Source organism: Streptomyces sp. SJL17-4 (assembly GCF_036826855.1).
In the GTDB taxonomy this organism is placed as follows: domain Bacteria; phylum Actinomycetota; class Actinomycetes; order Streptomycetales; family Streptomycetaceae; genus Streptomyces.
In genome coordinates this window covers 6,624,225-6,643,833 of the sequence record NZ_CP104578.1, presented here as the reverse complement: position 1 = coordinate 6,643,833, position 19,609 = coordinate 6,624,225, and the positions used below count along the sequence as shown (strand labels likewise).

Annotated in this window: 20 protein-coding genes and 1 riboswitch; of the genes, 10 read left to right on the top strand and 10 right to left on the bottom strand. The window is 73.4% G+C overall.

The annotated features are described in order from the left end of the window. Positions 1-19: 19 nt before the first annotated feature. Genes amaP through N5875_RS29840 form a run of 5 tightly spaced genes read right to left on the bottom strand, consistent with a single transcriptional unit; the run spans position 20 to position 2,496 of the window. Positions 20-607: an alkaline shock response membrane anchor protein AmaP gene (amaP, locus tag N5875_RS29860; RefSeq protein WP_338497275.1), complete on the bottom strand. Its 588-nt coding sequence runs from the start codon at positions 605-607 to the stop codon at positions 20-22. A 26-nt stretch (positions 608-633) separates the two neighbouring features. Further along, positions 634-1,413, bottom strand: a complete 780-nt coding sequence (locus tag N5875_RS29855; RefSeq protein ID WP_318207102.1) for a DUF6286 domain-containing protein — start codon at positions 1,411-1,413, stop codon at positions 634-636. Beyond that, on the bottom strand, positions 1,410-1,769 hold the full coding sequence (locus tag N5875_RS29850; RefSeq protein ID WP_338497274.1) for an Asp23/Gls24 family envelope stress response protein: 360 nt from the start codon (positions 1,767-1,769) through the stop codon (positions 1,410-1,412). Before N5875_RS29850 ends, N5875_RS29855 begins: the two co-directional genes overlap by 4 nt. A 6-nt stretch (positions 1,770-1,775) precedes the next feature. Next, positions 1,776-1,967 (bottom strand): hypothetical protein, encoded by a 192-nt coding sequence (locus N5875_RS29845; protein WP_318207104.1) that lies wholly within the window; start codon positions 1,965-1,967, stop codon positions 1,776-1,778. A gap of 52 nt (positions 1,968-2,019) precedes the next feature. Continuing rightward, positions 2,020-2,496, bottom strand: a complete 477-nt coding sequence (locus N5875_RS29840) for an Asp23/Gls24 family envelope stress response protein (RefSeq protein WP_318207105.1) — start codon at positions 2,494-2,496, stop codon at positions 2,020-2,022. A 93-nt stretch (positions 2,497-2,589) separates the two neighbouring features. Between N5875_RS29840 and N5875_RS29835 the strand changes: the two genes are divergently transcribed. Beyond that, positions 2,590-3,237, top strand: a complete 648-nt coding sequence (locus N5875_RS29835) for a hypothetical protein (RefSeq protein WP_318207106.1) — start codon at positions 2,590-2,592, stop codon at positions 3,235-3,237. A 57-nt stretch (positions 3,238-3,294) separates the two neighbouring features. On the opposite strand, the gene N5875_RS29830 is transcribed toward N5875_RS29835, so the two are convergent. The 3 genes from N5875_RS29830 to N5875_RS29820 all read right to left on the bottom strand — a co-directional run bounded on the left by N5875_RS29830 (position 3,295) and on the right by N5875_RS29820 (position 6,391). Continuing rightward, entirely contained in the window at positions 3,295-4,095 is an 801-nt protein-coding gene (locus tag N5875_RS29830; protein ID WP_318207107.1) for an enoyl-CoA hydratase/isomerase family protein, read from the bottom strand. A 133-nt stretch (positions 4,096-4,228) separates the two neighbouring features. Beyond that, on the bottom strand, positions 4,229-4,450 hold the full coding sequence (locus tag N5875_RS29825; RefSeq protein ID WP_006123601.1) for a helix-turn-helix domain-containing protein: 222 nt from the start codon (positions 4,448-4,450) through the stop codon (positions 4,229-4,231). Between the two features lie 342 nt (positions 4,451-4,792). Further along, positions 4,793-6,391 carry an ABC-F family ATP-binding cassette domain-containing protein gene (locus N5875_RS29820; protein ID WP_318207108.1) on the bottom strand — a complete coding sequence of 533 codons (1,599 nt, stop codon included), beginning with the start codon at positions 6,389-6,391 and terminating at the stop codon, positions 4,793-4,795. Between the two features lie 266 nt (positions 6,392-6,657). On the opposite strand from N5875_RS29820, the gene N5875_RS29815 reads away from it, so the two are divergent. Beyond that, positions 6,658-7,548, top strand: coding sequence for a neutral zinc metallopeptidase (locus N5875_RS29815; RefSeq protein ID WP_318207109.1), 891 nt, complete (start codon positions 6,658-6,660; stop codon positions 7,546-7,548). 67 nt (positions 7,549-7,615) lie between these two features. Further along, complete coding sequence (locus N5875_RS29810) at positions 7,616-8,017, top strand: VOC family protein (protein ID WP_318207110.1); 402 nt, start codon at positions 7,616-7,618, stop codon at positions 8,015-8,017. 49 nt (positions 8,018-8,066) lie between these two features. On the opposite strand, the gene N5875_RS29805 is transcribed toward N5875_RS29810, so the two are convergent. Continuing rightward, complete coding sequence (locus N5875_RS29805; RefSeq protein WP_338499304.1) at positions 8,067-9,413, bottom strand: hypothetical protein; 1,347 nt, start codon at positions 9,411-9,413, stop codon at positions 8,067-8,069. A 168-nt stretch (positions 9,414-9,581) separates the two neighbouring features. Then, positions 9,582-10,709, bottom strand: coding sequence for a hypothetical protein (locus N5875_RS29800; protein ID WP_318207111.1), 1,128 nt, complete (start codon positions 10,707-10,709; stop codon positions 9,582-9,584). A 443-nt stretch (positions 10,710-11,152) separates the two neighbouring features. Between N5875_RS29800 and N5875_RS29795 the strand changes: the two genes are divergently transcribed. From N5875_RS29795 to N5875_RS29765, 7 genes are all read left to right on the top strand, one after another. Continuing rightward, the gene (locus N5875_RS29795; protein WP_338497266.1) at positions 11,153-12,433 is read left to right on the top strand and encodes an inorganic phosphate transporter; all 1,281 of its coding nucleotides are present in this window, start codon (positions 11,153-11,155) and stop codon (positions 12,431-12,433) included. A 12-nt stretch (positions 12,434-12,445) separates the two neighbouring features. Then, positions 12,446-12,667, top strand: coding sequence for a hypothetical protein (locus N5875_RS29790; RefSeq protein WP_266890427.1), 222 nt, complete (start codon positions 12,446-12,448; stop codon positions 12,665-12,667). 122 nt (positions 12,668-12,789) lie between these two features. Further along, positions 12,790-12,922: riboswitch (cobalamin riboswitch) on the top strand. Between the two features lie 33 nt (positions 12,923-12,955). Continuing rightward, entirely contained in the window at positions 12,956-13,930 is a 975-nt protein-coding gene (locus N5875_RS29785; protein WP_338497261.1) for a cobalamin biosynthesis protein, read from the top strand. Then, on the top strand, positions 13,927-15,435 hold the full coding sequence (locus N5875_RS29780; RefSeq protein ID WP_318207114.1) for a cobyric acid synthase: 1,509 nt from the start codon (positions 13,927-13,929) through the stop codon (positions 15,433-15,435). Before N5875_RS29785 ends, N5875_RS29780 begins: the two co-directional genes overlap by 4 nt. A gap of 46 nt (positions 15,436-15,481) precedes the next feature. Next, complete coding sequence (locus N5875_RS29775; RefSeq protein WP_318207115.1) at positions 15,482-17,593, top strand: putative cobaltochelatase; 2,112 nt, start codon at positions 15,482-15,484, stop codon at positions 17,591-17,593. Beyond that, positions 17,593-18,201, top strand: coding sequence for a cob(I)yrinic acid a,c-diamide adenosyltransferase (gene cobO / locus N5875_RS29770; protein ID WP_318207116.1), 609 nt, complete (start codon positions 17,593-17,595; stop codon positions 18,199-18,201). Before N5875_RS29775 ends, cobO begins: the two co-directional genes overlap by 1 nt. Continuing rightward, positions 18,195-19,607 (top strand): cobyrinate a,c-diamide synthase, encoded by a 1,413-nt coding sequence (locus N5875_RS29765; protein ID WP_338497259.1) that lies wholly within the window; start codon positions 18,195-18,197, stop codon positions 19,605-19,607. Before cobO ends, N5875_RS29765 begins: the two co-directional genes overlap by 7 nt. The last annotated feature ends 2 nt before the right edge of the window (positions 19,608-19,609 follow it).

The window sequence follows — 19,609 nt, the reverse complement described above, 5'->3', positions numbered from 1 at the left end:
CCGCAGGAACCCAGGAGCCTCAGGTGACCCTGCGGGCCCGGTGCTTCACCGCCCGCAGGCGCGCCTCGGTGGGCAGGGCGGGCAGGCCCGTGGACGTCCGCGCGTGGGCCAGGGCCTGGGTGCTGAGCGTGGTCAGGGCGGCCCCCGGGGAGGCGTACGGCTCCAGGAGGAGCCGTACGCGGGTACGGGGGGCCGCGCGGCGGCCCGTGAGCGAGACCCGGGCCCGGGCCACGCCGTCCTGGGCCGTGGCGTCCGCCTCCAGGACGCCCTCCAGGGCCCGGCCGCGCAGCACCGCCGCATCGCCGTCGCCGCTGTCGACGACGACCTCGGCGAGCCGGGCCCGCCGGAACTGGACGAGCAGCCACCACAGGGCGAGCAGGACGACGAGTCCGAGGGCCGCGATGACCACCGGCCACCACCAGCCCTCGTCGCGCCAGCGCTGCCGGTCCGCGGCGGAGAGCAGCACGTCCGCGGGGCCCGACCAGGGCCACCAGGACGGTACGGACAGATCGAGGGAGGCGGCGAGGACTCCCCCGCCGACGAGGACGAGCAGCAGCCCGGCGAGGCCGAGCAGGACGCGGTTGACGCGCCGGAGGACGACCGTCACCGGAGCACCTCTTCGTGGCTCATGGCTCATGCCTTCCTGGGCGGCCGGGCCACCCGTACCGTCAGCGCGGGCGCGTGGGCGAGGGCCAGTTCGTCGACGCCGGCGGCGAGGGCGGTCTCCACGTCGGCGCGGACCTCGTCGAGCGCCCGGAAGTGGGAGACGGCCCTGACCGCCACCTTGGCGCGGCCCACCCGGACCCGGACGGACTGCACTCCGGAGACCTCCATGGCGCGGTCCCGCAGGGCCAGGGCCGCGGCCTCACGGTCGAGTCCGGCCCGTACGTCGGCGTGTTCGCGGCGCATCGGGAGGACTGCGCGCAGGCCGGGGGTCGTGGCCAGGACCAGGAGCCAGAGGCCGAGGACGACCGCGAGGGCCGCGCCGAGCACGACCCAGGTGTCGTCGAGCGGCCGGGTCGCGAGGCCGTCGGCGAGCTCGCGCCGCCAGGCCATGGCGGTGCGGTCGGCCCGTACGGCCGCCACGTCGTAGAGCAGGAGCCCGACCCCGCCGAGGACGAGCGCCGCGAGAACGGCGGCGGGGATGCGTCGGACCGCCCAGAAGCGGCGGACGCGGGGCGCGGGGGCGTCGGTGTCGGTCAGGACGGGGACGTCGTCGGAGGGAGAGCCGGAACCGGAGTGGGAATGGGGATCGGAGCCGGAGTGGGTGCCGGAGCCGGAGCCGGAGTGGGGGTCGGAGCCGGGGTGGGAGCCGGGAGGCGAGTCGGGGTCGCCGCCGCGGGCCCGGGTCGGCTCGCTGCCGGGGGGCGGGGTGGGCTCGTGCCTGGGGGACGGTTCGGGGGGAGTCGTCATGACAGGCGGCCCCTCGGTCCGGACTGGCGGGTGAGCGGGGAGTGGAGGCGTTCCACCTGGACGGTGACCTCGTGGACCTCCATGCCCACGAGCTTCTCCACCCGCGCGCGCACCCGTCCCCGGACGGCCCCGCACCGGGCCCCGATGTCGGTGGGGTAGTCGAGGTCGAGGCTCACCGCGACCCGGGCGACGTCCCGGTGGACGACGACCGAGGCGTGCGGCTTGGAGCCGCCCTCCGGGACGGTGCCCACCGCTTCCCTGGCCGCCTGGGCCGCGATCTTCGCCACCACCCGGTCGGCGATCGAGGTGGCGCCCCGGTCACGCACCGGGTCCGGGGAGACCAGGTCGGTTGCCACCCCGGGTCACCGCCGCCGGTCGCCGCGGTCGCGGCTCCGGAACAGGTCGCCGGGTTCGAGGTCGCCGTCGAGGAAGCGGCCCGCCACGAAGCCGATCGCACCCAAGGCCGCGACCAGTACAAACGCCCCGAAGCCGCCGAAGTATCCGGCGAAGCCGAGAGCCATGCCGGCCACCAGGCCGACCACCGCCATGCTCATTACTGACTCCTTTCCGAGTCATCCCGAGCCCCCCGCGCAATGCCGTCCGCGGCTACTGCAGCCGTGATTCCGGCTCGTCCTCCTCCTCGTCGGGCAGCTTCACGTCGCTGACGGCGATGTTGACCTCGACGACCTCGAGGCCCGTCATGCGCTCCACGGCCGCGATGACGTTCTCGCGGACATCGCCGGCCACGTCGGCGATGGAGACGCCGTAGTCGACGACGATCTCCAGGTCGAGCGCGGTCTGCACCTCGCCGACCTCGGCCTTCACCCCTCGGGTGACGTTCGACTTGCTGCTGCCCCCGCCGGGCACGCGGTCGCGTACGGCGCCGAAGGTGCGGGAGATGCCGCTGCCCATGGCATGGACGCCGTCGACGTCACGGGCGGCGAGTCCGGCGATCTTCTCGACGACTCCGTCGGCGATGCTGGTCCGGCCGCGGGTCGCGGCAGCGCCGCCTCCCCGCTTGGTGACCGAGGTCCGGCGCGGTTCGCCGCCGGTGGACTCGGTGGAATGCGTGGTGTCCGTCATCACGTTTCGCCCCTTCTGGGATATTTCGGGGTTCCTCGCCCACACTAAGGGCGCTTACCCGACCTCGCCCCGGGGATACGGCAGGCTGGGGTAATGACGACGGGTGACGGTTGGACGGCTGCGGTACGGGACCGCCTCGCTCCGGGCAGGCTGCTGCCGCTCGGAACGGCGGCGGAGGGGGCTTGGATCACCGAGCGGGCGGTGCGCGAGGTGCTCGACGTGGCCGCCTCGGCGGTACGGGGTGTGGTGCCGGGCAGGCTCCGCATCGGTCCTGGCGACGTGCCCGACGAGCCGGAATCGGGCGGCCTGCTGATCACGGCCTCGTTCGGCGCGGTCGCCGGGCGGGAACTGCCGGAGCTCGCCGGGGAACTGCGGGCGGCGCTGCTCGCCGCGGCCGAGGACGGGCTCGGCCTGGTGGTCGCGGTGGTGGACCTGCGGGTGACGGATCTGCTCGACGCGGCGCCGCCGGCGCCGGATGCCGGTGCCGCTCCCCCGCCGGGCCCGACCTCGCCGGCGACGGACGATCCCGCGGCGCTCGCCGCGCTCGGGGTGGCGGGGGTCGCGGCGGTGACGGACACGCTGGGTCCGCCGGTGCGCCGGAAGCCCGACGAGGTGCGGGTGGAAGTGGCCGTGACGGCCGGGGCCCGCCCGCTGGACGTGGCCCGCGCGGTGCGCACGGCGGTGGCCGCGGTCGCCCCGGAGGGGACCGCGGTCACGGTCGTGGTGTCGGGCCTGCGCTAGGCCGGGCCCGGCGCGTGCGGACCCGGCGTATGCGGCCCCGGCGCGTGCGGGCAGGCGTCAGTCGCCGAGGCCCGCCAGGTCGCGCAGGCGGCGGGCCTGGGCGGCGCGCTCGGCGACGCGCTGCTCCTCGTACGAGCGGCCGGAGGCACCCTGAAGGAGCGCCTTGGTCTCGGTGACCGCGTCGCGCGGCGCCGCGAGCAGGGCGGCGCCGAGGTCCCGTACCGCCGCGTCGAGCTCGTCGGCGGGCACGGACAGGTTGGCGAGACCGATGCGCTCGGCCTCCTCCGCGTGGACGAAGCGGCCGGTGGCGCAGATCTCCAGCGCGCGGGCGTAGCCGACGAGCGAGACGAGCGGGTGCGTCCCGGTCAGGTCCGGGACGAGGCCCAGGCTGGTCTCGCGCATGGCGAACTGCACGTCCTCGGCGACGACCCGCAGGTCGCAGGCGAGAGCGAGCTGGAAGCCCGCGCCGATGGCGTGCCCCTGGACGGCCGCGATCGACACCAGGTCGCTGCGGCGCCACCAGGTGAACGCCTCCTGGTACTCGGCGATGACCGCGTCGAGGTCCGCGTCGGAACCGCGCGCGAGATCGAGGAAGGACGGCTCTCCGTCGAAGCCCTCGGGCGTGAACGCCTGCCGGTCGAGTCCGGCGGAGAAGGACTGTCCCTCACCGCGCAGGACGACGATCCGCACGCTGCCGGGCAACGACCGGCCGGCTTCTGTCAACGCCCGCCACAGAGCGGGAGACTGAGCGTTGCGCTTCGCCGGATTGGTCAGGGTCACCGTGGCAACGGCGTCCTCGACGGTGAGCCGTACACCGTCCTTGTGGAATACGAGCTCAGAGTCGTCGAGCGTAGTCATGGGGCGCCTCCGGTTACGGTGCAGCACATTGCATGCGAAATGCTAAGTGACTGCACAGTAACCACCTGGTCGGCGCGATGACCGACCGGGTGGCCACCGGGAGATCCGGTGGCCCGGTCGAGGCGTCCCGATGTCAGGCCGAGGCGGCTTTCTTGCCCCGGGTCGCTCCGCCGCGTCCGCGCAGCGTGACTCCGGACTCACTGAGCATCCGGTGGACGAATCCGTAGGAGCGGCCCGTTTCCTCGGCCAGCGCCCGGATACTCGCACCGGAGTCGTACTTCTTCTTCAGGTCTGCCGCGAGCTTGTCGCGCGCGGCGCCGGTCACCCGGCTGCCCTTCTTCAGAGTCTCGGCCACCCGTGCCTCCTCATGGGAAGTGCGCTCTGGACTTCTCATGATCACCCCTCCCGTCCGTCCTGGCCACCCATTCGACAAGGTCCATGCCGCCGGGTTTGTGGACGAGCGCGCGTTCATCACGACCGGAAGCTTGGATTCCGCTGGGCCGGAAACAGGCCTTCGCGCCGCCCGGCACAGGAATCAGCAGGTCAGCGACACAGGGGGAACACACGTACGGCGCGGGTCTGCCGGAAGGATTCGGCAGAGCACCGCGCCGGGGTGTACGAGACGCCCTCACTCAGATGAAGGATCACCCGTGGGCCGAATGATCCAGCCGGGCATGATCACCCGGTCCTCTCCGGGTCAGGCGAGCGCGACCAGGTCCGCGTAGTCCGGGCCCCACAGGTCCTCGACGCCGTCCGGGAGCAGGATGATCCGCTCCGGCTCCAGCGCGTCGACCGCGCCCTCGTCGTGGGTGACGAGGACGACGGCGCCCTTGTACGTCCGCAGGGCCCCGAGGATCTCCTCGCGGCTGGCCGGGTCGAGGTTGTTGGTGGGCTCGTCGAGGAGCAGCACGTTCGCCGAGGAGACGACCAGGGTGGCCAGGGCCAGCCGGGTCTTCTCGCCGCCGGAGAGCACCCCGGCCGGCTTGTCGACGTCGTCGCCGGAGAAGAGGAAGGAGCCGAGCGTCTTGCGGACCTGGACGAGGTCGAGGTCGGGCGCGGCCGAGCGCATGTTCTCCAGGACGCTGCGCTCGGGGTCGAGCGTCTCGTGCTCCTGGGCGTAGTAGCCGAGCTTGAGACCGTGGCCCGGGGTCACCTCGCCGGTGTCGGGCTTCTCGGCGCCGGCGAGCAGCCGGAGCAGCGTGGTCTTGCCCGCGCCGTTGAGGCCGAGGATGACGACGCGCGAGCCCTTGTCGATCGCGAGGTCCACATCGGTGAAGATTTCGAGAGAGCCGTAGGACTTGGAGAGTCCCTCGGCCGTCAGCGGGGTCTTGCCGCAGGGCGCGGGGTCGGGGAAGCGGAGCTTGGCGACCTTGTCGGAGGCGCGCACCGCCTCCAGGCCGGAGAGCAGTCGCTCGGCACGCTTGGCCATGTTCTGCGCGGCCACGGTCTTGGTGGCCTTGGCGCGCATCTTGTCGGCCTGCGAGTTGAGGGCGGCGGCCTTCTTCTCGGCGTTCTGCCGCTCGCGCTTGCGGCGCTTCTCGTCGGCCTCGCGCTGCTGCTGGTAGAGCTTCCAGCCCATGTTGTAGACGTCGATCGTGGAGCGGTTGGCGTCCAGATAGAAGACCTTGTTGACCACGGTCTCGACGAGGTCGACGTCGTGGGAGATCACGATGAAGCCGCCGCGGTAGCTCTTCAGGTAGTCGCGCAGCCAGACGATGGAGTCGGCGTCAAGGTGGTTGGTCGGCTCGTCGAGGAGGAGCGTGTCGGCGTCCGAGAAGAGGATCCGGGCGAGCTCGACCCGGCGGCGCTGACCACCGGAGAGGGTGTGCAGCGGCTGACCGAGGACCCGGTCGGGCAGACCGAGGGCGGCCGCGATGGTGGAGGCCTCGGCCTCGGCCGCGTACCCGCCCTTGGTCAGGAACTCGGTCTCCTGGCGCTCGTACTGCCGCATCGCCTTGTCGCGGGTGGCGCCGGAGCCGGTGGCGATGCGCTCCTCGTTCATCCGCATCTTCTTGAGGAGGACGTCGAGGCCACGGGCGGAGAGGATGCGGTCGCGGGCCAGGACGTCGAGGTCGCCGGTGCGCGGGTCCTGCGGGAGGTAGCCGACCTCGCCGGAGCGGGCGATCTGGCCGCCGGCGGGGACGCCCTCGCCTGCGAGGCACTTGGTGAGGGTCGTCTTGCCCGCTCCGTTGCGACCGACGAGGCCGATGCGGTCGCCCTTGGCGACGCGGAAGGAAGCGGACTCGATGAGGACTCGGGCGCCGGCGCGCAGCTCGATGCCGGAAGCGGTGATCACGGACAGACTCCAGGGCGATGGGAAACGGCGGAAGGACGGCTGGTGAAGGGCTTCGACGCCGCTAATGCACGGGGAGAATGGCCATACGGCCAGTCTAACGGGCCCCTGCAACTGCTTTTCGGCCATCAGGGGGCCTGAGGGGCGATCGGATCTTTCTCACATAACTTCCCTTGACGGAAGAAAAGGGGCGAGCGGTGAAAGATCGGCCGATACTCGGCGCAGGGCGGCGGCCTCTGCCGCGGCAGTGACGCGGAGGATGGTGGACCGTGCAGTTCGACGACGACGCCGATCTGGACACCTCGGAGGTCAAGGACGTCCGGGGCAGTCGCATCCCAGGCGGGAAGGCGACCGTCGGCGGCGGCATCATCGGCTTCATCGCCCTGATCCTGGGCCTGTTCCTCGGGGTGGGGCCGGACCAGCTGGGACTCTCCTCGGGCGGCGACGAGCCGGTGGCCAGCTCGTCCGGGGCCGCCCAGGTGGCACAGACCTGCAAGAAGGGTTCGGACGCCAACACCCGCGAGGACTGCCGGATCGTCGCCGTCGTGAACAGCGTCCAGGACTTCTGGCGGAGCGAGTACACGCGCCGGGGCGGCACGTACGGGGGCGCCGCCACCGTGATGTTCAGCCAGCGGGTCCCGACCGCCTGCGGTTCCGCGACCTCCGCGGTGGGGCCGTTCTACTGCCCCGGCGACCGGCAGGTCTATCTGGACCTGGGCTTCTTCGACGAGCTGCGCACCACGTTCGGGTCGAGCGGCGGGCCCTTCGCCCAGGCGTACGTGGTGGCGCACGAGTACGGCCACCACATCCAGAACCTGATGGGGACCCTGAGCCGCGCCCAGGACGGGCGCACCGGGGCGAACTCCAACGCCGTGCGGGTCGAGCTCCAGGCCGACTGCTACGCGGGCGTGTGGGCCCGGCACGCCACGACCACGCCCGACGACCGCACGGGCCGGCCGCTGCTCACCCGGCTGACGGACGCGGACATCCGGGACGGCCTGGACGCGGCGGCCGCGGTGGGCGACGACCGGATCCAGGAGAGGTTCCAGGGCCGGGTGACCCCGGAGGACTGGACCCATGGCTCCGCGGCCCAGCGCCAGCAGTGGTTCTACGAGGGCTACCGGACGGGCGACATGGCCCGGTGCAACACCTTCCGCTGATTGCCGGTGGGGACTGCCAGACTGAGACGCGGATCACGTTCGACCGGATCGAGAGGAAGTGATCGGGATGGCTGAGGCACCCCACATCTGTCCGACGCTGACGTACGAGGACGCGAAGGCGGCGATCAGCCTGCTCACGGAGGGCTTCGGCTTCCGTGCCGACGCCGTGTACGAGGCCGAGGACGGGCGCGTGGCGCACGCCGAGCTGTCGTACGGGAACGGCATGGTGATGCTGGGCAGCAAGGGCACCGGCAGCGAGTTCGACAAGCTGATGACCGACGCCGGCCCGGTCGGTGTGTTCGTGCACGTGGACGACGTCGACGAGCACCACGCGAGGGCGGTGGCCCACGGCGTGGAGATCGTGATGCCGCCCAAGGACCAGGAGTACGGCTCGCGGGACTACATGGCGCGCGACGCCGAGGGCAACATCTGGAGCTTCGGGACGTACACCCCCGGCGCCGCGGAGTAGCCGGGCGCCGGGGAGGTCTCCCCCTCGGGATCCCCGGGCGGGGATCCCGTCACGCGCCCCCGGTGTGGACCTGGAAGGCGGCCCGGCGGACGGCCTTGGCCAGAGCCGGGTCCGGGTGGGCGGCGGCGAGGGCGACCAGGACCTGGACGGTACGGGGGTGGCCGACGGCCCTGATCTCGTCGAGGAGCGCCGGGACGGTGCCCTGCACGGCGGAGTCGAGGTGCCGGACGAGCAGTTCGCTCTCCCCGTGGTCGGCGACGGCGGCGGCCGTGTCCACCCAGAGCCAGGTGGACTCCTCGCGGGTGAGGACCTCCTGGGCGTCGTCGGGGTCGGCGCCCTCGTACTCGGCGAGCCAGAGCAGTGCGTACGGCCGCAGGGAGGGTTCGGCGACGGTGGCCCGTACCTCGGCCTCGGCGGGGGCGCCGACGACCCGGAGCGCCTCGAAGGCGAGCCCGCGCAGCAGCGCGTCCTCGCCGCGGGCCACGGTGAGGAGTTCGGTCACCGCGCTGGAGAGGGTGCGGGCCGCGAGCCAGGCGCGGTATTCGGCGCGGGCGGGGCCGGGGGTGAGCCGGGCGCAGCCGCGGAGCATGTCCTCGGCGGACTGCTCGATGTTTCCGGCGGGGCTCTGCGCGGCGACGCAGATCTGCTCCAGCTTGACCCAGACCGCCCAGTTGCCGAGCGGGGTCAGGGTGGCGTGACGCCCCTCCGCTCCGGGGTCGAGGGTGAGCGCGCCGACGGCCGCCAGGCCTTCGAGCGCCCAGTCGAGCAGGGCCGGCAGCCCGTCGGTGCCGTGCACCACGGGTGCGTCGGAGGTCGCGGCGGCCTCCGTGGCCTCGGGGGCCTGCTCGGCGCCCGGGACCTCGCAGCGCTCCTCGCGCAGCTCCTCGACGCGCTGGCCGAGCAGATCGAGCAGGGCGGGGACGAGGACCGGGCCCTGGGAGAGCTGAAGCAGTGACAGGACCTGCGGGAGGGCCTCGACGACCTCGGCGACGGCGCTCGGCTCGACGCCCTCGGGGGCCGGGTGCACCAGGGACCAGGCGTCGAAGAGGGCGACCCAGCCGCGCAGTACGGCGGAGTCGTCACGGTCCCAGGCGTGCAGCCGCCAGCCGGGGCGGGCGGTGTCACCGTGCAGCTCGACGAGACCGGCGAGCCGGGCGCGGTCCCAGCCGGCCCGGATCTGGCCGGGCGTCAGGTTCAGTGCGGCGGCGGCCCGTTCCTGGGCGGGGGCGGCTCCGGGGCCGCTGCGGGGTGCGGCTGTGGCGCCGCTCTCGACGGCGGCCCAGCGGGCGATCCGTACGGCGTCGGCGAGGACGTGGCGGGCCTGGCGGGCGAGCTCCGCACGGGGCGGAGTGCCCTCGGGCGGCCGCGGCGCCGGCCGGGTGCGCCGGGTCGTCACGGCCCGTCGGGCGGTGGCCAGCGCCCGCGGGCGGACGAGTCGGAGTCTGGAGTTGCGCGCCAATGGTTCATCGGGCTTTCGAGACGTCACGGGGGCAGTCTTCCCGCTGACGGCCCGAAAGCCCAATCGGAATCGGCCGTGCCGTCCTCGCCGCCCGCTGCCGGGCCCCTAGAGGAGCGGGGTGAGGAAGCGGCGCAGGGCCTCCTCGTAGCGGACCGGGTCGGCGTTCCACATCGCCGCGTGCGGGGCGTACCGGACGGTCTGGAGGGTGACCAGATCGGGGCGGCGGGCGGCGAGTTCGACGGACGGCTCCCAGGGGGCGATGGTGTCGTCGGGGCCGTGGAAGAGGAGCACGGGGACGCGCAGCGCGCCCGGTTCGGCGGCGGCCTCCAGGAGGTCGCCGTGCGGCCCGGTCCTGCCCTGGGCGGCACGGACGGCGAGCGGGAGCAGGGGGGTGGGGACGTGGCGGGCCGCGGCGAGGTTGCGGAGGGTGGCCTCCCAGTCCAGGACGGGCGAGTCGAGGACGAGGCCGCTGATCCGGTCGCGTACGCCCGACTCGGCGGCGGCGCGCAGGGCCATCGAGGCCCCGGTCCCCCAGCCGTGCAGCACGATCTTGGAAGCGCCCCGGTGGACGGCGTAGCGGATGGCGGCGTCGACGTCGCGCCACTCGGAGTCGCCGAGGTGGGCGAGGCCGTCCGGGGAGGCGGGTGCCCCCTCGTCGCCGCGGTAGGCGGGGACGAGGACGGGGATCTTGCGGCGGTTGAAGAAGGGGACGACGTTCAGCGGGTGCTCGCGGGTGGTGCCGAGCCCGTGCAGGGCGATCACCCAGGTGGTGCGGGGCGCGGCCACCAGCCAGGCCGGCAGCGGGCCGAGCTCGCCGGGGATCTCGACGTCTTCGTGGGCGAGCCCGAGGGCGCTGATCGGCGTGCCGATGTGCAGCTGGGGGGTGAGGCGGACGCGGGAGCCGGGACCGAGCACCCCGCGTTCGACGCGTTCGAGGCGCCGGACGACGGTGTCCGCGGTGTGCGGGACCCGGTCGAGGACGGGGCCGACGACGGCGTGCTGGCCGTGCCCCTCCATTCCGTACGTCCCGGGGCGCAGCGAGGCGAGGCTGCGGGTGAGGGTGATCCGTTCGGGGCCCGTGGCGTGCACGGTGAGTTTGGGATCCCCGGGCAGGGGACGTCCGGACGGCGCCTTGAGGGCGACGTCGCTGGCGTACCGGCCGACCGCGAACGCGGCCGCGCCGACACCGAGCAGAGTGGTGACGGCCGCTGCCGTCGCTGTAGCCGGGCGCACGCTCCCAGTCTCGGCAGGGTGGGGGCGGACTGCCACCGGTGGGACCCGTACGGCCCCGGCCGGGGGGCCGGAGGGGAGGCCGGGAGGGGAGGTGCGGGCGGGGTCTTCGCGCACGGGGCGTGCCGTGGCCCGCCGGGGCCCGCGGGCCCTCCGGGAGAGTGACATGGGTCTCGTCCGCGGGGTCCCCCGGTCGGATGGTTCCGTCCAGGGGTCGGAACCGGGTGGCGGAGGAGGAACCGGGGCAGGTCGCATGTGCCCGGTGATAGCCGGTATTACCCGGGGTTGCGGGGTGACCGCATCGTGGACAGCCGACGGGCCGGAGCCGTAAACGGAATCCCTTGACGCCGGTTTGAGACACCACAACGCCCGACCCAGTTCACCTTCCGTTCACTCAGGTTGCTTACGTTCGTCCAGCCACTGACCTCAAACGATTGCCTGGGTAAATGGAACACATCACGCTGCTGCTCGCCATTGTGGTCGTGACAGCTCTCGTGTTCGATTTCACGAACGGTTTCCACGACACCGCGAACGCGATGGCGACGACCATCTCGACCGGTGCTCTCAAGCCGAAGACGGCGGTGGCCATGTCCGCCGTGCTGAACCTCGTCGGCGCGTTCCTGTCCGTGGAGGTCGCCAAGACGATCTCCGGCGGGATCATCAACGAAGAGGGCATTCGTACAGAGGTGATCTTCGCGGCGCTGGTCGGCGCGATCCTCTGGAATCTCCTGACCTGGCTGCTCGGACTTCCGTCCAGCTCCTCCCACGCCCTCTTCGGCGGTCTCATCGGTGCCGCGGTCATGTCGGCCGGCTGGTCGGCCGTGAACGGCTCCACCATCGTCACCAAGGTCCTCATCCCGGCCGTCGCCGCGCCGCTCGTCGCCGGCCTCGCCGCGATGCTGGCCACCCGGCTGACGTACAAGATCGGCGCCAAGACCGACGAGAAGCACACCGCCAAGGGCTACCGGGTCGGCCAGATCGCCTCCGCCGGTCTCGTCTCCCTCGCCCACGGCACCAACGACGCCCAGAAGACGATGGGCATCATCACCCTGGCCCTGGTCACCGGCGGCGTCCTCGCCCCCGGCTCCAACCCGCCGATGTGGGTCATCGTCTCCGCCGGTGTCGCGATCGCCCTGGGCACCTACCTCGGTGGCTGGCGCATCATCCGCACCATGGGCAAGGGCCTCACCGACCTCCGGCCGCAGCAGGGCTTCGCCGCCCAGACCAGCGCCGCCACGGTCATCCTGGCCTCCTCGAACCTCGGCTTCTCCCTCTCCACCACCCAGTCCTGCTCGGGTGCCGTGATGGGCGCCGGTCTCGGCCGCAAGGGCGGTGTCGTCCGCTGGTCGACCGCGACCCGGATGTTCGTCGCCTGGGGTCTGACCCTGCCCGCCGCGGGCCTGGTCGCCGCCGGTGCCGAGTTCCTCACCAAGCAGGGCCCCTGGGGCATCGCCGCCGTCGCGGTCCTGCTCGTCGCCGGCTCGGGCGTCATCTGGTCACTGTCCCGCCGCAAGCCGGTCGACCACAACAACGTGAACGCCGCCGCCGACGGCGACGACACTGCCGCCGAGCCCGCGGGTGTGGTGACCACCGCGATCGCGGCCGTCACCCCGCCGCCGGCCGCCGGTTCCGTCGCCGCCGTCGCGGACGAGGAGCTCAAGACCACCATCCCCGCACCGGCTCCCACCGACCCGGCCGCGCCCCCCGCCCCCGCCGCAGCGGTGTAAGGAACGAACGACATGAAGATCGACTGGGCAGCTCTCGGCTCCGTCTTCGGAGTCAGCCTCGTGGCGACCGTCGCCCTGGTGGGCCTCTTCACCCTCGGCATCATCGGCCTCTCCAAGCAGGAGCAGGCCGCCGCCCAGGGAGGCTCCGCCACCCTGGCCCGCACCGGCGCCTACGCCTGCTTCGCCCTGTGCCTCTCGGCCGTGGCGTACGGCATCTACCTGATCGTCGTCTGACGGTCCGAGCGTGACCGGCGGGGCGGTCCGTACCTTCGGGGTGCGGACCGCCCCGCCGCCGTGTTTGTGGTGCTTCGCACAGTGACCCGGTGCAGGTCAAGAGTGAGTTGACGGGTGTTCTCGGGCCGTGGTGGACTGCCGAGGCCATTACGGCGGCAGTAGAGGAAGTCCGGTGCGAATCCGGCGCGGTCCCGCCACTGTGACCGGATCCGAAGGGTCCGGGAGCCAGGAACTCTCGCCGCCGGTCACGTCGATCCAGGGCGCGGACCCTGAGTGAGGACATGCGCCATGCCCGGCCGCAGCAGTACCAGCCGCCTGTCCCCGGACGGATTCGCGTACGGAGCGGCCGCGGGTCTCGCCGTCGATCTGCTCGTCGGCGATCCACGCCGCGGACATCCCGTCGCCGCGTTCGGCCGGGCGGCCGCCGCGGTCGAGAACCGCCTCCACCACGACCACCGCGGCTGGGGTGCCCTGCACACCGCCGTCTGCGCCGGCTCCACCGTCGCCCTCGGAGCGCTCGCCGCCCGGGCCGTACGGAACCGGCCGGCCGCCGCCGTCGCCCTGACCGCCGCCTCCGTGTGGGCGGTCGTCGGCGGTACGACCCTGGGCCGGGAGGCCCGCGCGATCGGCGGCGCGCTCGCCGCCGGGGACCTGGACGTCGCCCGGGAGCGGCTGCCGCATCTCTGCGGGCGCGACCCGCAGTCCCTGGACGGACCCGCGATGGCCCGCGCGGTCGTCGAATCGGTCGCCGAGAACACCTCCGACGCCGTGGTCGGCGCCCTCTTCTGGGGCGCGGTCGCGGGCGTACCCGGCCTCGTCGGCTTCCGGGCCGTCAACACCCTCGACGCGATGGTCGGCCACAAGTCGCCGCGCCACCGCCGCTTCGGCTGGGCCTCGGCCCGGCTCGACGACGTGGCCGGCTGGCCCGGGGCCCGGCTGACGGCCGTCCTCGCGACCGTCGCCGGCGGAAACCCGCGCGGTGCGCTCAACGCCTGGCGAACCGACGCGGCGAAGCACCCCAGCCCCAACGCGGGCCCCGTCGAGGCCTCCTTCGCGGGCGCCCTCGGCGTACGCCTCGGGGGCACCCTGTCGTACGCCGGACGGGTCGAGCACCGGCCCGTGCTCAACGGGACCGGGCGGGCCGTCGAGGTGGCCGACATCGACCGGGCGGTCCGGCTCTCCCGCCGGATCACCGGACTGACCCTGGCCGCCTGCGTGGGCGGCCGGACCATCGTGAGCGCGCTGAAGCGGAGGAACGCATGAGGGGTGGGGGGCTGCTCGTCGCCGGGACCACGTCCGACGCCGGCAAGAGCGTCGTGACGGCCGGCATCTGCCGCTGGCTGGTCCGCAAGGGCCTGAAGGTGGCGCCGTTCAAGGGGCAGAACATGTCCCTCAACTCCTTCGTGACCCGCGAGGGCGCCGAGATCGGCCGCGCCCAGGCCATGCAGGCGCAGGCCGCGCGGGTGGAGCCGACCGCCCTGATGAACCCGGTGCTGCTCAAGCCGGGCAGCGACCGCTCCAGCCAGGTCGTCCTGATGGGCAAGCCGGTGGGCGAGCTGTCCGCCCGCGGCTACCACGGGGGGCGGCAGAAGGAACTCTTCGAGCCGGTGATGGCGTGCCTGGAGGAACTCCGGGGCATGTACGACGCCGTGATCTGCGAGGGGGCGGGCAGTCCGGCCGAGATCAACCTGCGGCGCACGGACATCGTGAACATGGGCATCGCGCGGGCCGCGCGGCTGCCGGTGGTCGTGGTCGGCGACATCGACCGGGGCGGGGTCTTCGCCCAGTTCTTCGGGACGACGGCGCTGCTGAGCCCCGAGGACCAGTCGCTGGTGGCCGGCTACCTCGTGAACAAGTTCCGGGGTGACGTGACCCTCCTCGAACCCGGCCTCGACATGCTCCACGGGCTGACCGGGAGACGGACCTTCGGCGTCCTGCCGTACGCCCACGGGCTCGGCATCGACGAGGAGGACGGGCTCCGGGTCTCGCTGCGCGGCGCGGTGCGCGAGTCGGTCGTCGCGCCGCCGTTCGGCGAGGACGTGCTGCGGGTCGCGGTCTGCGCCGTACCCCTGATGTCGAACTTCACGGACGTGGACGCGCTGGCCGCCGAGCCGGGCGTCGTCGTCCGGTTCGTGGACCGGGCCGAGGAACTCGTCGACGCGGACCTGGTCGTCGTGCCGGGCACCCGGGGGACGGTCAAGGCGCTGGCGTGGCTGCGGGAGCGCGGCCTCGCGGACGCGCTGGCCCGGCGGGCCGCCGAGGGGCGGCCGGTGCTCGGGATCTGCGGCGGCTACCAGGTGCTCGGCGAGCACATCGAGGACGAGGTCGAGTCGAAGGCCGGGACCGTCGACGGGCTCGGGCTGCTGCCCGTACGGGTGCGGTTCGCGCGCGAGAAGACCCTGGCGCGGCCCGTCGGCGAGGCACTCGGGGAGCGGGTCGAGGGGTACGAGATCCACCACGGCGTCGCGTCGGTGGACGGTGGGGAGTCGTTCTTGGACGGGTGCCGGGTCGGCTCCGTGTGGGGCACGCACTGGCACGGCTCCCTGGAGAGCGACGGGTTCCGGCGGGCCTTCCTGCGGGAGGTCGCGGCGGCGGCCGGGCGGCGGTTCGTGCCGGCTCCCGACACGTCGTTCGGGGCGCTGCGGGAGGAGCAGCTCGACCGGCTCGGCGACCTGATCGAGGAGCACGCGGACACGGACGCGCTGCTGCGGCTGATCGAGGAGGGGGCCCCGGCGGGGCTGCCGTTCGTGCCGCCGGGTGCGCCGTGAGCATGACGACCGCCGAACATCAACGAGTTGAAGGAGTGACCGACCGATGAGCACCCGGTACCCGTTCACCGCCGTCGTCGGTATGGACGACCTGCGGCTCGCGCTGCTGCTCAATGCCGTCAGCCCGGCCGTGGGCGGTGTGCTCGTCCGGGGGGAGAAGGGGACCGCCAAGTCCACGGCCGTGCGGGCGCTCGCCGAGCTGCTCCCCGCCGTGCCGGTCGTCGCCGGCTGCCGGTTCAGCTGTGATCCGGTCTCGCCCGACCCCGGCTGCCCGGACGGGCCGCACGAGGCAGGCGCCGGTGCCGAACGCGCCGCGCGGATGGTCGAGCTGCCCGTCGGCGCCTCCGAGGACCGGCTCGTCGGCGCGCTCGACATCGAGAAGGCGCTCGCCGACGGCGTGAAGGCCTTCGAGCCCGGGCTCCTCGCCGACGCGCACCGCGGCATCCTGTACGTCGACGAGGTCAACCTGCTCCACGACCACCTCATCGACCTCCTCCTCGACGCCGCCGCCATGGGCTCCTCGTACGTCGAGCGCGAAGGCGTCTCCGTGCGGCACGCCGCCCGGTTCCTGCTCGTCGGCACGATGAACCCCGAGGAGGGCGAGCTGCGGCCCCAGCTCCTCGACCGGTTCGGGCTGACCGTGGAGGTCGCCGCGTCGCGCGACCCGCAGCAGCGCGTCGAGGTCGTCCGGCGGCGGCTCGCCTTCGAGGACGACCCCGCCGCCTTCGCCGACCGCTGGGCCGGGGACGAGGCCGCGCTGCGCGAACGGATCGTCACCGCACGGGCGTTGCTGCCCCAGGTGAAGCTCGGCGACGCCGTGCTGCTCCAGATCGCCGCCACCTGCGCCGCCTTCGAGGTCGACGGCATGCGCGCCGACCTCGTCATGGCCCGCACCGCGACCGCGCTGGCCGCCTGGGCCGGCCGCACCGAGGTCACCTCCGAGGACGTACGGCAGGCCGCCCTCCTCGCCCTCCCGCACCGGCGGCGCCGCTCCCCCTTCGACGCTCCCGGCCTCGACGAGGACAAACTCGACGAGACCCTGGAGGAGTTCAAGGGCCAGGACCAGGACCAGGAGCCGGAGGTCGACCCGGACGAGGACCCCGAGCCCGACGGGCCCGGTGACGGTGGTCCCGGGGACGGTGGTCCCGGGGACGGCGGACCCGGTGGGGGTGTTCCGCCGCAGGGCGACGGGCCCGCCGCCGAGAACTCGCCCGCTCCCGAGGAGACGTCCGCGCCCGAGGAGACGTCCCCGCCCGCGCCTTCGCCCGAACCCGCCCCGCAGGGCGCCGGTTCCGGTGAGCGCGCCGCCGTCGCCGCCTCCGAGCCCTTCCGTACGAAGATGCTCAGCGTTCCCGGTCTGGGCGAGGGCGCGGCCGGGCGCCGCTCCCGGGCCCGTACCGAGCACGGCCGTACCACCGGATCCGTACGCCCCCGGGGCGCGCTGACCAAGCTGCACCTGGCGGCCACCGTGCAGGCCGCCGCCCCGCACCAGAAGGCCCGTGGCCGGAGCGGGCCCGGCCTGGTCGTCCGCCGGGACGACCTGCGGCAGGCGACCCGGGAGGGGCGCGAGGGGAACCTGGTGCTCTTCGCCGTCGACGCCTCCGGTTCGATGGCGGCCCGGCAGCGGATGAGCGCCGTGAAGGGAGCGGTGCTCTCGCTCCTGCTCGACGCCTACCAGCGGCGCGACAAGGTCGGCCTCATCACCTTCCGGGGCCGCGGCGCCGAGGTCGCGCTGCCGCCGACCTCGTCCGTCGACGCGGCCGCCGCCCGGCTGGAGAAGCTCCCGACCGGTGGCCGCACCCCGCTGTCGGCCGGTCTCCTCAAGGCCCATGACGTCCTGCGCGTCGAGCGGCTGCGGGACCCCTCGCGCCGCCCGCTGCTCGTCGTCGTCACCGACGGGCGGGCCACCGGCGGCGGCGCCGACCCGGTGGCGCTCGCCGCCCGCGCGGCGCGGCTGCACGCCGCCGACGGCACCGCCTCCGTCGTCGTGGACTGCGAGACCGGGCCGGTGCGGCTCGGGCTCGCCCGTGAACTCGCCCGTGAACTCGGCGGCACCGCCGTCACCCTGGACGAGCTGCGCGCCGACTCGATCGCCGGCCTCGTCAGGGACGTACAGGCAGCAGGACAGACACCGCAGACAGCATGGAGGGCCGCTTAATGCCGCAGGGACAGCCGACCGTCGTTCCCGACGACGGTCTCACCACCCGCCAGCGCCGCAACCGCGCACTGGTGATGGTGCACACGGGCGTCGGCAAGGGGAAGTCGACCGCCGCGTTCGGCATGGCGCTGCGCGCCTGGAACCAGGGCTGGCCGATCGGGGTGTTCCAGTTCGTCAAGTCCGCCAAGTGGAGGGTCGGCGAGGAGAACGCCCTCAAGGCGCTCGGCGAGACCGGCAAGGGCGGCACCGTCACCTGGAACAAGATGGGTGAGGGCTGGTCCTGGATCCAGCGCGAGGTCGCCGAGGGCGAGCAGTCGCACGAGGAGAAGGCCCGCGAGGGCTGGGAGCAGGTCAAGCGGGACCTCGCCGAGGAGAAGTACACCTTCTACGTCCTCGACGAGTTCGCGTACCTGCTGCACTGGGGCTGGATCGACGTCAAGGAGGTCGTCCAGGTGCTGCGCGACCGTCCCGGGCAGCAGCACGTCGTCATCACCGGCCGCAACGCCCCGCAGGAGCTCGTCGACTTCGCGGATCTCGTCACCGACATGTCCAAGGTCAAGCACCCGATGGACGCCGGTCAGAAGGGCCAGCGGGGCATCGAGTGGTAGCACGTCTCGTCATCGCCGCGCCTTCGTCGGGCGCGGGCAAGACCACGGTCGCGACCGGTCTGATGGCCGCGTTCGCCGGCCGTGGTCTGGCGGTCTCGCCGCACAAGGTCGGACCGGACTACATCGACCCCGGCTACCACGCGCTCGCCACGGGGCGGCCGGGCCGCAACCTCGACGCGTACATGTGCGGTACGGGGCTGATCGCGCCGCTCTTCGAGCACGGGGCGCGCGGGTGCGACCTGGCGGTCGTCGAGGGTGTCATGGGCCTGTACGACGGGGCCGCCGACCAGGGCGAACTCGCCTCCACCGCGCAGGTGTCGAAGCTGCTCAAGGCGCCGGTGGTGCTGGTCGTCGACGCGTCGTCGCAGTCGCGGTCGGTGGCGGCGCTCGTGCACGGGTTCGCGTCGTGGGATCCGGAGGTGCGGATCGGGGGCGTGATCCTGAACAAGGTCGCGACGGATCGGCACGAGCACTTGTTGCGGGAGGCGCTCGGGGAGTCGGGGGTGCCGGTGCTGGGTGTGTTGCGGCGGGCTCCTGCCGTTGCGACGCCTTCGCGGCACCTGGGCTTGGTGCCTGTTGCCGAGCGGCAGGCGGCTGCGGTGGAGGCGGTGGCCGCGCAGGCGGAGCAGGTTCTTGCCGGGTGCGATCTGGAAGGGCTGCTGGCCCTTGCGAGGTCGGCGCCGGAACTGCACGCCGAGCCGTGGGTGCCTGAGGTCGGGGAGCGGCTGCACGCCGGTGGTCCCGTTGTGCCCACCCGTCCCGCCCCGGCGGGACGCATGCCCACAACGGGCGGGGCGCGGACCACAACGGGGCCGGTCGTCGCCGTCGCCGGGGGTGCTGCGTTCACGTTCTCCTATGCCGAGCATGCCGAGTTGCTCACCGCTGCCGGGGCCGAGGTCGTGACCTTTGATCCGTTGCGGGACGAGAGTCTTCCCGAGGGGACGCGCGGGCTCGTCATAGGTGGCGGGTTCCCCGAGATGTACGGCGAGCAGCTGTCCGCCAACGAGCCGTTGCGGAAGGCCGTCGCCGCGCTCGCGGCCTCGGGCGCTCCCATCGCCGCCGAGTGCGCCGGGCTGCTGTATCTCGCGCGGTCGCTCGACGGCAACCCCATGTGCGGGGTGCTCGACGCTGACGCGCGGATGTCCGAGCGGCTCACCCTCGGTTACCGGGACGCCGTCGCCGTGAACGACAGCGTGCTCGCGCCCGCCGGGGCGCGGATGCGGGGGCACGAGTTCCACCGGACCGTCATCGAGCCGGGCGCCGGGGCGCGGGCCGCGTGGGGGCTGCGGCAGCCCGAGCGTCGCGTCGAGGGCTTCGTGCAGGGCGGGGTGCACGCCAGCTATGTCCACACCCACTGGGCGGGATCCCCGGAGGCCGCCGCGCGTTTCGTGGAGCACTGCACGTGAGC

Excerpts from the sequence above, each read along its gene's own strand:
- N5875_RS29855 (WP_318207102.1), bottom strand. The coding sequence starts at position 1,413 with ATGACGACTCCCCCCGAACCGTCCCCCAGGCACGAGCCCACCCCGCCC.
- N5875_RS29845 (WP_318207104.1), bottom strand. The coding sequence starts at position 1,967 with ATGAGCATGGCGGTGGTCGGCCTGGTGGCCGGCATGGCTCTCGGCTTC.
- N5875_RS29840 (WP_318207105.1), bottom strand. The coding sequence starts at position 2,496 with ATGACGGACACCACGCATTCCACCGAGTCCACCGGCGGCGAACCGCGC.
- N5875_RS29835 (WP_318207106.1), top strand. The coding sequence starts at position 2,590 with ATGACGACGGGTGACGGTTGGACGGCTGCGGTACGGGACCGCCTCGCT.
- N5875_RS29830 (WP_318207107.1), bottom strand. The coding sequence starts at position 4,095 with ATGACTACGCTCGACGACTCTGAGCTCGTATTCCACAAGGACGGTGTA.
- N5875_RS29810 (WP_318207110.1), top strand. The coding sequence starts at position 7,616 with ATGGCTGAGGCACCCCACATCTGTCCGACGCTGACGTACGAGGACGCG.
- N5875_RS29795 (WP_338497266.1), top strand. The coding sequence starts at position 11,153 with ATGGAACACATCACGCTGCTGCTCGCCATTGTGGTCGTGACAGCTCTC.
- N5875_RS29790 (WP_266890427.1), top strand. The coding sequence starts at position 12,446 with ATGAAGATCGACTGGGCAGCTCTCGGCTCCGTCTTCGGAGTCAGCCTC.
- N5875_RS29785 (WP_338497261.1), top strand. The coding sequence starts at position 12,956 with ATGCCCGGCCGCAGCAGTACCAGCCGCCTGTCCCCGGACGGATTCGCG.
- N5875_RS29780 (WP_318207114.1), top strand. The coding sequence starts at position 13,927 with ATGAGGGGTGGGGGGCTGCTCGTCGCCGGGACCACGTCCGACGCCGGC.
- N5875_RS29775 (WP_318207115.1), top strand. The coding sequence starts at position 15,482 with ATGAGCACCCGGTACCCGTTCACCGCCGTCGTCGGTATGGACGACCTG.
- cobO (WP_318207116.1), top strand. The coding sequence starts at position 17,593 with ATGCCGCAGGGACAGCCGACCGTCGTTCCCGACGACGGTCTCACCACC.